Source organism: Serratia sp. HNCC26DJ206, assembly GCF_057180605.1.
In genome coordinates this window covers 41318-54219 of record NZ_JBXUGP010000015.1, presented here as the reverse complement: position 1 = coordinate 54219, position 12902 = coordinate 41318, and the positions used below count along the sequence as shown (strand labels likewise).

Sequence of the window (12902 nt, the reverse complement as noted above, 5' to 3'; positions counted from 1 at the left end):
TTTATTCTTCCAGTTTCGGTTGCGGAGAATCGTCCGGAATTTTGACATGCACTTGGATGATGCGTCGACTGTCGGCCATCGCCACTTTAAACAGGTAACCTTCAATTTCAATGGTTTCCCCGCGTGCAGGCAGGTGGCCGAACGCTTGCATCACCAAGCCGCCGATGGTGTCGACTTCGTCATCGCTGAAGTGGGTGCCGAAAACCTCGTTGAAGTCTTCGATCGGTGCCAGCGCACGCACGGTGAACATGTGGCGGCTGAGCTGACGCACATCCAGATCGTCTTCATCGTCATATTCGTCTTCAATTTCGCCGACAATCAGCTCCAGAATGTCTTCAATGGTCACCAGGCCGGATACGCCGCCGAATTCATCAATGACGATCGCCATGTGATAACGCTGGGAGCGGAACTCCTTCAGCATCCGGTCAACCCGCTTACTTTCAGGCACCACCACGGCGGGGCGCAGCACCTTGTCGATGCTGAATGGTTCGGAATCGGCGCGCATAAACGGCAGCAGATCCTTGGCCATCAGAATACCTTCGATGTGATCTTTATCTTCACTGATCACCGGGAAGCGCGAGTGGGCAGATTCGATGATCACATCCAGGCACTCTTCTAGCCGCTGGTTGCGCTTGAGCGTCACCATCTGGGAGCGCGGGATCATGATATCGCGCACACGCTGCTCGGCGATATCCATCACGCCTTCCAGCATGTCGCGGGTATCGGGATCGATCAGATCGTTTTGTTCGGAATCACGGATCAGCTCAACCAGATCGCCACGATTCTTAGGTTCACCGTGGAAGAGCTGGTTAAGGATAAGAGTAAAAAACCCCTTTTTGGGACTGGGGCTGTCATTGCTTTGTGAATGGTCGTCGCTCATGGCGTTTAGTGAATATCACTCATGTCAGAGTTAAGGTAGTCAGCTTCAGCGCCAGATCGGGGCTGATGCTGACGTCAGTTGGGGTCTTTTTCCGCCAGATAAGGGTCTGGATAGCCCATATCTTGCATGATCTCGGTTTCCAAAGACTCCATTTCTTCGGCTTCATCGTCATCAATATGGTCATACCCTAGCAGATGAAGGCTACCGTGAACAACCATATGCGCCCAGTGCGCTTCAAGCTGCTTCTGTTGCTCAACCGCTTCCTGTTCAACCACCTGGCGACAAATGATCAGATCGCCCAGCAGCGGTAGCTCGATCCCCGGCGGCGCTTCGAACGGGAACGACAGCACGTTGGTAGGCTTATCTTTACCGCGATAAGTCAGGTTCAACTCATTACTTTCTGCTTCATCCACGATGCGAATGGTGACTTCGGCCTCTTCCTGAAACTGCGGTAGCACGCCCTCTAGCCAACGCTGGAAGGTGGCTTCATCCGGCAACCCTTGGCTGCTGGCGCAGGCGATTTGTAAATCCAGGATCACCAGGCTCATGGGGCCTCCTGCTCAGAGGCGATGTATGCCTCACGTTTACGCTGTTCGGCGACAGCGTCTTTGCGTTTCTGCTCAGCGGCCTCCCAAGCTTCATAGGCGATCACCACACGGGCGACCACCGGGTGGCGCACTACGTCTTCACTGTGGAAAAAGTTGAAGCTGATCTCTTCCACTTCAGACAGCACTTCCACCGCATGGCGCAGGCCGGATTTCTGGTTGCGCGGCAGATCGATCTGGGTGACATCACCGGTGATCACCGCCTTGGAGTTGAAACCGATGCGCGTCAGGAACATCTTCATCTGCTCGATGGTGGTGTTCTGGCTTTCATCCAGAATAATAAAGGCATCATTCAGGGTGCGGCCGCGCATATAGGCCAGTGGGGCCACTTCAATCACGTTACGTTCGATCAGTTTTTCCACCCGCTCGAAGCCCAGCATTTCGAATAGTGCGTCATACAGCGGGCGCAGATACGGGTCCACTTTCTGGCTCAGATCCCCTGGCAAAAAGCCAAGTTTTTCACCGGCTTCAACCGCCGGGCGGGTCAGCATGATACGGCGGATTTCCTGACGCTCCAGCGCATCAACCGCTGCGGCGACCGCCAGATAGGTTTTACCGGTACCCGCTGGGCCAATGCCGAAGGTGATATCGTGAGCGAAAATATTAGCGACATACTGCGCCTGATTCGGCGTGCGGGGTTTAACCATGCCGCGCTTGGTTTTGATGGTGACCGCTTTGCCGTAATCTGGCACGCTGTCGGCAACCTGCTCCAGCACCCGGCTCTCTTTGATCGCTAGGTGGATCTGTTCCGGGTCGATATCCGGGATCACTCCGCGGATCGGGGCGGTATCCACATACAGATGGCGCAGGATATCGGCGGCAGCAACCACGCACAGGTTTTTACCGACCAGCTTGAAGCGGTTGTCGCGGCGATTGATTTCGATCCCCAACCGGCGTTCGAGTTGTTTGATGTTGTCATCAAACGGGCCGCACAGGCTCAGCAGGCGCTGGTTGTCTGCGGGCTCTAACAGGATTTCTTGTGTTGCGACGTTCAAACTATTCCTCAAGGCTCACACAGGGCCTGGTTGATGTCACGTAACGCGTTTTCAACGCGCGCGTTCAGGGCAAACCCCGAACGCTGTTTCTTGAATTATTCATGGTGTACCGCATGGGCGCAAGTCTACCCGGATCTATCTGTGCGCCAAGAGGAGAATTCAAGAGGGGAAAGTGATGGGGCCAATGAATTTGGCCCTTTAAATCGGCAGGAATCAGTTCTTTTTCACAAACTCGGATTTCAGCTTCATCGGGCCAAAGCCATCGATTTTGCAGTCGATATTATGATCGCCTTCCACCAGACGGATGTTTTTCACTTTGGTGCCGATCTTCAGCATGGAGGAACTGCCTTTGACTTTCAGATCCTTGATTACGGTCACCGCATCGCCATCGGCCAGCAGATTGCCGTTGGCATCTTTGACGATCAGCGTATCCGCGTCTTCTGCCGCGGCGCTATCGCTCCACTCATGGGCGCATTCAGGGCAGATGAACATCTCGTTGTCCTGATAGGTGTATTCGGAATTGCACTTCGGGCAGTGTGGGAGTTGCATTATTGTATTGCCTCATCATCAAAATAAAAAAATCGCCGGGCAAAGACAGCCCGGCAGAGAAAAAGGGTTGCCGAGCAGAACAAGCTACCCGGTATTAACGCGCTATCAAGGCTGGTAGGTGCCGACACCCAGTTCATTTTCCTTACGGGTGCGTGCGATCACCGCCTGCGGGGATTCATGCACGCGCAGATCCATCTGCTGCTCGGTGCGCACCACGGTGCCGCGCAGTGAATTGGCGAGCACTTCGGTAATTTCGACATCGACAAACTGGCCGACCATCTCCGGCGAGCCTTCGAAGTTGACCATGCGATTGCACTCGGTACGGCCAGCCAGATGCATCACGCTCTTACGCGATGTGCCTTCCACCAGAATACGTTGTACGGTGCCCACCATACGGCGGCTGAATGCTAATACCTGCTGATGAATACGATCTTGCAGGATATACAGCCGCTGTTTTTTCTCTTCTTCGCTGATATCGTCAGGCAGATCGGCGGCCGGTGTGCCAGGGCGCGGCGAATAGATAAAGCTGAAGCTGTTATCGAACTTCACTTCGGCGATCAGGTTCATAGTCTGCTCAAAATCGGCCTGGGTTTCGCCAGGGAAGCCGATGATAAAGTCGGAGCTGATCTGAATATTGGGCCGCACTTTACGCAACTTGCGGATAATGGCTTTGTATTCCAGTGCAGTATGCGAGCGTTTCATCATGGTCAGAATACGATCTGAACCGCTCTGCACCGGCAGATGCAGGAAGCTCACCAGTTCCGGCGTGTCTTCATACACCGCAATAATATCATCGGTGAATTCGATCGGATGGCTGGTGGTGAAACGGATGCGGTCAATACCGTCGATCGTGGCAACCAGGCGCAGCAGTTCGGCAAAGGAGCAGATCCCGCCATCGTAGGTTGCGCCACGATAGGCGTTAACGTTCTGGCCGAGCAGGTTCACTTCGCGCACGCCCTGAGCGGCCAATTGGGCGATCTCAAACAGCACGTCATCGCTCGGTCGGCTGACTTCTTCACCACGGGTGTAAGGCACCACGCAGAAGGTGCAGTATTTGTTGCAGCCTTCCATGATTGAGACAAAAGCGGTCGGCCCTTCGGCACGGGGTTCCGGCAAGCGGTCAAATTTCTCGATTTCCGGGAAGCTGATATCCACGATCGGGCTGTGCGTCCCTTTGACGTGGTTGATCATCTCCGGCAGGCGGTGCAGCGTCTGCGGACCAAAAATGATGTCGACACAGGGCGCACGTTTACGGATATGTTCGCCTTCCTGCGAGGCGACACAACCCCCAACGCCGATAATCAGCTCTGGATTCTTCTCTTTCAGCAGCTTCCAGCGGCCCAGCATACCGAAAACTTTTTCCTGTGCTTTCTCACGGATCGAGCAGGTATTCAGCAGCAACACGTCCGCTTCTTCAACGTTATCAGTCCATTCGTAACCGTGCGTGCTTCCCAGTAGATCGGCCATCTTGGATGAGTCGTACTCATTCATCTGGCAACCCCAGGTTTTGATATGCAGTTTTTTCATCATTGATTTGCTATTACTCAGTGCGAAGAGAAAATTGCGTTAAGCGCCATGCAGGAGAGGTATTGTAAACATTTGCTGCGGTTGTGACCAGCAGAGCGACCTGAAGCCAAATTAAAAATCCGTTACACTGGCGGGAAATGCCGTAACCGGTCGGGCGGCGCTCAATTAATCGAAAAGTATGGCCAAAATGAAGACTTCGCAAAAACGGGTTGATGTGGTGGTGGTCGGCGGCGGTATGGTCGGTGCGGCGGCGGCCTTGGGGTTGGCGCAGGCCGGATTATCTGTTGCATTGCTGGAGCATCAGGCTCCAGAAGAGTTCGATGCGCAAAGCCCACCGGATCTGCGGATTTCCGCTATCGGCTGCACTTCTGTGGGCTTATTGAAACAGTTGGGTGCCTGGCAAGCGGTGGAAAAGATGCGTTTAGCACCCTATCGCCGGTTGGAAACCTGGGAATGGGAATCCTCACGGGTGGCGTTTGATGCGGCCTCTCTGGGGTTGCCAGAGTTGGGTTTTATGGTCGAGAACCGCATTTTGCAGCTGGCGCTGTGGCAGCAATTGGAACAGTGCGAGAATCTGACGCTCCACTGCCCGGCCAGGCTGCAATCGATGCAACATGCCCAAGACCATTGGCAAGTGACGTTAAGCTCGTCTGAGACCTTACAGACGCGTTTGGTGATAGGGGCGGATGGGGCGCACTCGCAGGTGCGCAAACTGGCGGCGATTGGCACCAGCGGTTGGCAATACCGCCAGTCCTGTATGTTGATCACCGTGGAAACCGGCGCGCCGCAACAGGATGTGACCTGGCAGCAGTTTTTCCCTTCTGGGCCGCGTGCTTTCTTACCTTTATACGATCAATGGGCTTCATTAGTGTGGTACGACAGCCCACAGCGCATCCGTCAGCTACAGGCTTTGCCACTGGAGCAGCTTGAGCGTGAAATCGCTGCGGCTTTCCCGGCGCGGTTAGGGGCGGTGAAAGTGCATGCGGCCGGATCTTTCCCTCTGGTGCGCAGTCATGCGCAGCGCTACATACAACCAGGGCTGGTATTGCTGGGTGATGCCGCCCATACCATCAACCCATTGGCCGGGCAGGGGGTTAATCTGGGATACCGTGATGTGGATGCGTTGCTTGATGTAATAAGCGACGCGTGTGAATTGGGGGAAGATTGGGCCAGCGAAGCGGTATTGATGCGCTATCAGCGCCGTCGGCGTACCGATAATTTGCTAATGCAAAGCGGTATGGATCTGTTTTATACCGCTTTCAGCAACAACCTGGCCCCGCTGGGCGTGGCGCGTAATCTGGCGCTGATGGTGGCGCAGCGGGCGGGCAAGCTGAAGGAACATGCGCTGAAGTATGCGTTAGGGTTGTGATCTTCTGTCGGTAAGGCTCAGCACGGCTGGGCCAGCCGATTGTTCAGGCACAGAAAAGCAAAAAGCCCGCCGAGGCGGGCCTTTCTGAATTTGGCTGGGGTGCCAGGATTCGAACCTGGGTATGCTGGTATCAGAAACCAGAGCCTTACCGCTTGGCGACACCCCAAATGGTGCATACAGTATGGTGGCTACGACGGGATTTGAACCTGTGACCCCATCATTATGAGTGATGTGCTCTAACCAGCTGAGCTACGTAGCCGTTCACTGCTTATGCTATTGGTCAACAGTATTGAATGGCTGGGGTACCTGGATTCGAACCAGGGAATGCCGGTATCAAAAACCGGTGCCTTACCGCTTGGCGATACCCCAATAACACAATCAACTTTTTATACAGCGCTCCATCCTAAATAAAGATGGCTGGGGTACCTGGATTCGAACCAGGGAATGCCGGTATCAAAAACCGGTGCCTTACCGCTTGGCGATACCCCACCTGCTGTTACACAACGTGATGAAAGAAAATGGTGCGGGAGGCGAGACTTGAACTCGCACACCTTGCGGCGCTAGAACCTAAATCTAGTGCGTCTACCAATTTCGCCACTCCCGCAAAAAGATGGTGGCTACGACGGGATTCGAACCTGTGACCCCATCATTATGAGTGATGTGCTCTAACCAACTGAGCTACGTAGCCATCTTTTTTCGCGCAACCTTCATCGGCGTTGCGGGGCGCATTATGCGTATATGGTCGTTTTGCGTCAACAAGTTTTTTCCCGAAAAAGCACCTGAACGTCTCGTTTGTCTGGGTTGTGAACAGGTTGGCGACAAAACCAGCAATTAAGGTAATTAATGCGTGAAAACAGCAACAAAAAGGCGGGCCTGAGGCCCGCCGAGGGTAAAAAAGAGGAAGATCTACTTATAGGCCGACTGGTGAACGCCAACGGCACGGCCGGACGGATCGTCCATCTTTTTGAAAGATTCATCCCATTCAATGGCTTTTGCTGACGAACAAGCCACCGACGGGCCGCCAGGAACACATTCAGCCGCGCTTGGCAGTGGGAACAGCTCTTCGAAAATCTCGCGATACAGGTAGCCTTCTTTCGAGCTTGGCGTGTTGTACGGGAAACGGAAACGTGCGGTTTCAAGCTGTTGGTCGCTGATCTGCTGGGCAGCCACTTCTTTCAGCGTATCGATCCAACTGTAACCTACGCCATCGGAGAACTGCTCTTTCTGGCGCCAGGCGACGCTGGCTGGCAGGTAGGATTCAAAACACTGGCGGATTATGTGTTTTTCCATTTTGCCGTTGCCGCACATTTTGTCTTTCGGGTTGATGCGCATCGCCACATCGAGGAAGTTTTTATCCAGGAACGGAACGCGGGCTTCTACGCCCCAGGCCGACATGGCTTTGTTGGCACGGGCACAGTCATACATATGCAGTGCCAGCAGCTTACGCACGGTTTCCTCGTGGAATTCTTTGGCATTCGGCGCTTTATGGAAGTACAGATAGCCACCGAACACTTCATCAGCGCCTTCGCCAGACAGGACCATTTTGATCCCCATCGCCTTGATTTTACGCGACATCAGGTACATCGGCGTTGAGGCACGGATAGTGGTCACATCGTAGGTTTCGATGTGGTAAATCACGTCACGGATCGCATCCAGCCCTTCCTGCACGGTAAAGTGGATTTCATGGTGTACGGTGCCAAGATGGTTAGCCACTTCTTGGGCGGCACGTAGGTCTGGTGAGCCTTCCAGGCCGACGGCAAAGGAGTGCAACTGCGGCCACCAGGCTTCGCTGCGCTCGTCATCTTCCACGCGGCGTGCGGCATATTTTTTGGTGATGGCAGAAATCACCGAAGAATCCAGGCCGCCGGAGAGCAGCACACCGTAAGGCACGTCGGACATCAGATGGCTCTTCACCGCCTCTTCCAGCGCGTTACGCAGCGCGTTGGCATCGGTTACGTTGTCTTTAACGTTTTCATAGTCAAACCAATCACGCTGATAGTATTCACGGATCTCCCCGTCCTGGCTCCACAGGTAGCTACCCGCCGGGAACTCTTTGATGCTGCGGCATACCGGCACCAGTGCTTTCATTTCGGAGGCAACAAACAGGTTGCCATGCTCATCGTGGCCCATATACAGCGGGATGATGCCAAGATGGTCGCGGCCAATCAGGTAGGCATCTTTTTCTGCGTCATACAGGGCAAAGGCGAACATGCCTTGCAGGTCGTCGAGGAAGTCCGGGCCTTTTTCCTGGTACAGCGCCAGAATCACTTCACAATCGGAACCGGTCTGGAATTCATAGCGATCGCCCAGTTGCTGGCGCAGCGTCTGGTGGTTGTATATTTCACCGTTGACGGCCAAAACGTGGGTGTGCGCAGCGTTATACAGCGGTTGGGCACCATTATTGACGTCGACAATCGACAGGCGCTCATGCACCAGAATGGCTTTATCGCTGGCATAGACGCCGGACCAGTCCGGGCCGCGATGGCGCATCAGGCGAGACAGCTCCAGCGCTTTTTTACGCAGTTCAACCGGATCGGACTTCAGATCGAGCACACCGAAAATAGAACACATACAAACTCTCCTAACGACTTTTCTTGGGCTGTGATGTTGATGTACGGCATTACCGTTTTATCAAGGATAGTGCGGTTTTATTGCCTTCTGATGATGAAAATGCGTCAAAACCTGAGGAAGATGCAAGCGTTTTAACGTTGCGTTGAAAAATAGTCATTCAGATGTTCTCGAAAATTAACGGATCTTCAGTTTTAGGCTTAAAAAGTGAGTGAATGTGTAATTTTTAAGGTGATACGGAGATTCCGCTGGAAATTTTCGGCAATCTATTGAGTAGATTTTAGGTCATAGCTAACAAGGTTGTAGCGTGAAAAATGAAGAGGGGCTTTGGGGGGGCGAAAATGACCGGGCGGCTGAGATGGCCGCCCTGGAGATTAGAAAATATTGATATCTGCCACCGAAGGGAAGATATAACTCGGGCGGAACGGCATGGTTTCGACATCATTCAAGGTGGAAACACCGGATAACACCAGAATGGTTTCCAACCCGGCCTGGAAACCGGCCAAAATATCGGTGCGCAGGTTGTCACCGACAATCACGGTTTCTTCCGAGTGGGCCTGTAGTTTGTTTAGCGCGGCGCGGATAATCCATGGGCTCGGTTTACCCACGTAAAAAGGTTTACGCCCGGTGATCTTTTCGATCGGCGCGCACAGTGCTCCGCAGGCAGGCACAAATCCGTGGCCGTGGGTGTCTGGGTTGGTAGCGATAAACCGCGCGCCGTTATTCACGAAGTAGGCCGCTTTATGCATCATATCCCAGTTGTACGAGCGCGTTTCACCGACGATGACAAAATCCGGGTTGATATCGGTAATGGTAAAGCCGGCTTTGTACAGTTCGTGAATCAGTGCGCCTTCACCAATCACATAGGCTTTTTTACCTTCCTGGCGACGCAGGAAATCGGCGGTGGCCATGGCTGAGGTATAAAACGCGCTTTCCGGCACGTCTAGCCCGGCGGCGGCAAAGCGGTTAGCCAGATCCTGCGCAGTCTGCGATGGGTAGTTGGTCAGCATCACCAGCGGCATGCCCTTTTCCTGAATACGTGCCAGGAACAAATCGGCACCAGGAACGGCAGTGTTGTCGTGCATCAGCACGCCGTCGATGTCACATATTACGTTTTTAATCATCATTGTTGCTGTTTCTCTTGATTGACTTACCGGAGGGCGGTTCAGCTTTCCAGCAGCCGCTGTAAGAGCACACCATTGAGCATGGCCCGTTTGGCCAGAGCGAAAGCGCCGATCGCCGAGCGATGATTGAGTTCTGAGGTGACCACCGGCAGATTTTTGCGGAAATCCTTCAACACTTGAGTATTGATGCAGCTTTGGATCGCTGGCAACAACACTTTGTCGGCTTCGGTAATATCACCGGCAATCACCACTTTTTGTGGGTTGAACAGGTTGATGGCGATCGCCACCGCTTTACCCAGATAGCGACCAACGTGTTCAATCACTTCACTTGCCAGCAAATCACCACGGTTAGCCGCTTTGCAGATGGCGGCGACGCTACAGTCGTCCAGCGTCAGCTTGCTCGGGTAGCCCTGTGCCAGCAGATGGCGCACGCGCTGCTCGATCGCTGCGTTAGACGCTACGGTTTCCAGGCAACCAAAATTGCCGCAGTGGCAGCGTTCGCCGAGGGGATCGATCTGAATATGGCCGATCTCGCCGACGTTGCCATTATTACTCAGGAAGATTTGACCATGGACGATAATCCCGGCACCGGTACCGCGGTGCAAACGCACCAGAATGGAGTCTTCACAATCCCGCGTGGCACCGAAGTAATGCTCCGCCAGCGCCAGGCTGCGAATGTCATGGCCGACAAAACTGGTGACGTTGAAGCGTTGCTGAAGGTTATCCACCAGCGTCCAGTTATTGACGCTGATGTGCGGCATGTAGTGCACCACGCCCTTGGACGGAGCGACCAGGCCGGGCAGGACAACGCTGATGGCGATCAGCTCGCGCAGCTTGCGCTGGTAGCTGTCAATAAACTGCTCAATCGCGTTGAACAGTGCGTTTTCCAGTGTCTCCTGGGTGCGCTCCGGCAGTGGGTAGTGCTCCTCGCCCAGTGACTTGCCGCTCATGTCGTACAGCGTAATGGTGGCATCATGGCGGCCAAGGCGCACGGCGACGGTATGGAACTGGCGGGTTTCGGAGACAATGGAAATGGCACGGCGGCCGCCGGTAGAGGCTTGCTGATCAACTTCTTTGATCAGCCCGCGCTCCAACAGCTGACGAGTAATTTTAGTGACGCTGGCGGGGGCAAGCTGGCTGAGTTCAGCAATCTGAATCCGCGAGATCGGGCCTTGTTGGTCGATCAGGCGGTAAACTGCTGCGCCGTTAAGTTGTTTGACTAAGTCAACGTTTCCTATTTGTGCCTGTCCGCCAGTGCTCATCAATAATTATACTCTCTGTCTATGAGTTAAACCTCGTTACCGTTAACGAAGGTTTTTGTGATCTGGTAATCACGGGTAAATGCGGTCAGGTTTGCCACCTTACCGGCTTCGATCGTGCCTAAGCGTTGTGCAACGCCAATGGCGCGCGCTGGATACAGCGTGGCCATACGCAGCGCTTCGTCCAGTGCGATACCCACGTGCTCCACACTGTTCTGTACCGCCTCGATCATGGTCAGTGCGGAACCACTTAGGGTACCGTTTTCATCAACACATAATCCATCGCGATAGTATATTGTTTTTCCAGCGAAAATAAATTGGTCAATATCCGCGCCTGCGGGTGCCGTGGCATCGGTAACCAGAACCAATTTATCATCTTTCACCCGTTTGGCGTTACGGATACTCGCCCAGGCGACGTGATGCCCATCGGCAATAATGCCGGTATAGACGTCAGGCGTGTCGAAAATAGCGCCCATCAGGCCGGGTTCTCGCCCGGTAATATACGGCATGGCGTTGTATAGATGCGTGGCGAAGGTGATGCCCGCCGCGAAACCGATACGTGCCTGATCGTAGGTGGCGTTTGAATGGCCGGCGGAAACCACGATACCGGCCTGGGTCAATTGCTTGATGAAGTGAGGCTCAACCATTTCCGGTGCCAGCGTTACTTTGGTGATCACGTCGGCGTTGGCACACAGGTAGTCGATCATCTCGCTGGTCGGCTTGCGGATAAACGCCGGGTTGTGCGTCCCTTTCTTGATCGGGCTCAGGTATGGCCCTTCCAGATGCAGGCCAAGCGCCTGATTCGGGTTGTTCTTTAAATAAGCGCGCATCACGTTGATGCCGTGCTTCATAAAGTCGTCGCTACAGGTGATCAGCGTGGGCAGATAACTGGTACAGCCCGATTTCTCATTGGCACGCTGCATGATTTCCAGCGTTGTTTCCGAGATGGCTTCCAGCGAGTCGTTGAATTGCACGCCGCCACAGCCATTAAGCTGAACGTCAATAAAACCGGGGGCTAGGATGGCACCACCCAGATCGCGCATTTCAATACCCGCGGGCAGTTCAGCCAGCGGACAGACCCGTTCAATCAGACCATCAGCAATCACTACTGCATGGTTATCAAGCACGTCTAGGCCGGTAAAAATCCGGCATTGGGTTAAAGCGAACATGTAGCCCCCTGCAAAAATTAAAGACTATTAACGCTTTCCGCTTCTAATTCACGGAAGTATTTAACGGTTTTCACCTTGAGCTCCATGGTAGAAGGCTCATCGCAGACCACAACAGATTTTGCGTGCAACTGCAGGCAACTGATGGTCCACATGTGGTTGACACAACCTTCTACGGCGGCTTCCAGTGCCTGTGCCTTGCCACGGCCGGTGACCAGGATCATCACTTCTTCCGCATCCAGCAAAGTGCCGACGCCTACGGTCAGGGCGTATTTTGGTACCTGGCTGACGTCGCCGTCAAAGAAGCGTGAGTTGGCGATGCGGGTTTCTTCCGTCAGCGTTTTGATGCGAGTACGTGAAGACAGGGAAGAGGCTGGCTCGTTGAACGCAATGTGCCCATCGACGCCCACGCCACCCATGAACAGGTGAACTTTACCGTAGGACTTGATCTTGGCTTCGTACTGGCGGCATTCTTCGTCCACGTCTGGCGCATTGCCGTTCAGCAGATTGATATTTTCACTTGGGATATCAACGTGATTAAAGAAGTTGCTGTACATAAAGGTATGATAGCTTTCAGGGTGTTCCTGCGGCAAGCCAACATATTCATCCATGTTGAAGGTGACCACGTGTTTAAAGCTGACTTCCCCTGCTTTGTGCATGGCAATCAGGTGTTTGTAGGCTTCAAGCGGAGTACCGCCGGTCGGCAGACCAAGTACAAATGGGCGATCGGCCGTTGGCTGGAACGCGTTAATACGCTGGACGATATGGCGTGCAGCCCATTTGCCGACTTGTGCAGTATCTTTCAGTGGGATAAGTCTCATCATACACCTCTTAGTAAAATAAACTGTGGCTATACTGTG

General features: G+C 53.8%; 11 protein-coding genes and 6 tRNA genes. 1 reads left to right on the top strand and 16 read right to left on the bottom strand.

The window, feature by feature from the left end; genetic code table 11:
- Window position 1 precedes the first annotated feature (1 nt).
- The 5 genes from corC to miaB all read right to left on the bottom strand — a co-directional run bounded on the left by corC (window position 2) and on the right by miaB (window position 4559).
- Complete coding sequence (gene corC / locus AC2A1E_RS11745) at window positions 2-880, bottom strand: CNNM family magnesium/cobalt transport protein CorC (protein WP_459399458.1); 879 nt, start codon at window positions 878-880, stop codon at window positions 2-4.
- Window positions 881-954: 74 nt separating this feature from the next.
- Entirely contained in the window at window positions 955-1428 is a 474-nt protein-coding gene (gene ybeY, locus AC2A1E_RS11740) for an rRNA maturation RNase YbeY (protein ID WP_484383884.1), read from the bottom strand.
- Window positions 1425-2480: a PhoH family protein gene (locus tag AC2A1E_RS11735; protein WP_459399456.1), complete on the bottom strand. Its 1056-nt coding sequence runs from the start codon at window positions 2478-2480 to the stop codon at window positions 1425-1427. The genes ybeY and AC2A1E_RS11735 overlap by 4 nt, the downstream gene beginning before the upstream one ends.
- Before the next feature lie 213 nt (window positions 2481-2693).
- A complete protein-coding gene (locus AC2A1E_RS11730; RefSeq protein ID WP_484383883.1) occupies window positions 2694-3029 on the bottom strand; it encodes a zinc ribbon domain-containing protein YjdM in 336 nt (111 codons plus the stop codon).
- A gap of 105 nt (window positions 3030-3134) precedes the next feature.
- Entirely contained in the window at window positions 3135-4559 is a 1425-nt protein-coding gene (gene miaB, locus AC2A1E_RS11725; protein WP_484383882.1) for a tRNA (N6-isopentenyl adenosine(37)-C2)-methylthiotransferase MiaB, read from the bottom strand.
- A 184-nt stretch (window positions 4560-4743) separates the two neighbouring features.
- Between miaB and ubiF the strand changes: the two genes are divergently transcribed.
- A complete protein-coding gene (gene ubiF, locus AC2A1E_RS11720) occupies window positions 4744-5925 on the top strand; it encodes a 3-demethoxyubiquinol 3-hydroxylase (protein WP_484383881.1) in 1182 nt (393 codons plus the stop codon).
- Window positions 5926-6016: 91 nt separating this feature from the next.
- Here the strand turns inward: ubiF and AC2A1E_RS11715 are convergent.
- The 11 genes from AC2A1E_RS11715 to nagB form a co-directional block, all read right to left on the bottom strand.
- Window positions 6017-6091: transfer RNA gene (locus AC2A1E_RS11715), tRNA-Gln, on the bottom strand.
- Window positions 6092-6107: 16 nt separating this feature from the next.
- Window positions 6108-6184, bottom strand: a tRNA-Met gene (locus tag AC2A1E_RS11710).
- A gap of 35 nt (window positions 6185-6219) precedes the next feature.
- Window positions 6220-6294 (bottom strand) — tRNA-Gln (locus tag AC2A1E_RS11705).
- Between the two features lie 45 nt (window positions 6295-6339).
- Window positions 6340-6414: transfer RNA gene (locus AC2A1E_RS11700), tRNA-Gln, on the bottom strand.
- A gap of 30 nt (window positions 6415-6444) precedes the next feature.
- A tRNA-Leu gene (locus AC2A1E_RS11695) sits at window positions 6445-6529 on the bottom strand.
- Between the two features lie 7 nt (window positions 6530-6536).
- Window positions 6537-6613: transfer RNA gene (locus AC2A1E_RS11690), tRNA-Met, on the bottom strand.
- Between the two features lie 218 nt (window positions 6614-6831).
- Window positions 6832-8496 carry an asparagine synthase B gene (gene asnB, locus AC2A1E_RS11685; RefSeq protein WP_484383880.1) on the bottom strand — a complete coding sequence of 555 codons (1665 nt, stop codon included), beginning with the start codon at window positions 8494-8496 and terminating at the stop codon, window positions 6832-6834.
- Between the two features lie 371 nt (window positions 8497-8867).
- Window positions 8868-9620: an HAD-IIA family hydrolase gene (locus AC2A1E_RS11680; RefSeq protein WP_459399451.1), complete on the bottom strand. Its 753-nt coding sequence runs from the start codon at window positions 9618-9620 to the stop codon at window positions 8868-8870.
- Window positions 9621-9658: 38 nt separating this feature from the next.
- Window positions 9659-10879, bottom strand: a complete 1221-nt coding sequence (gene nagC, locus AC2A1E_RS11675) for a DNA-binding transcriptional regulator NagC (RefSeq protein ID WP_484383879.1) — start codon at window positions 10877-10879, stop codon at window positions 9659-9661.
- Between the two features lie 26 nt (window positions 10880-10905).
- Window positions 10906-12045 carry an N-acetylglucosamine-6-phosphate deacetylase gene (nagA, locus tag AC2A1E_RS11670; RefSeq protein ID WP_484383878.1) on the bottom strand — a complete coding sequence of 380 codons (1140 nt, stop codon included), beginning with the start codon at window positions 12043-12045 and terminating at the stop codon, window positions 10906-10908.
- Between the two features lie 17 nt (window positions 12046-12062).
- Window positions 12063-12863 (bottom strand): glucosamine-6-phosphate deaminase, encoded by an 801-nt coding sequence (gene nagB, locus AC2A1E_RS11665; RefSeq protein ID WP_459402845.1) that lies wholly within the window; start codon window positions 12861-12863, stop codon window positions 12063-12065.
- Between the last annotated feature and the right edge of the window lie 39 nt (window positions 12864-12902).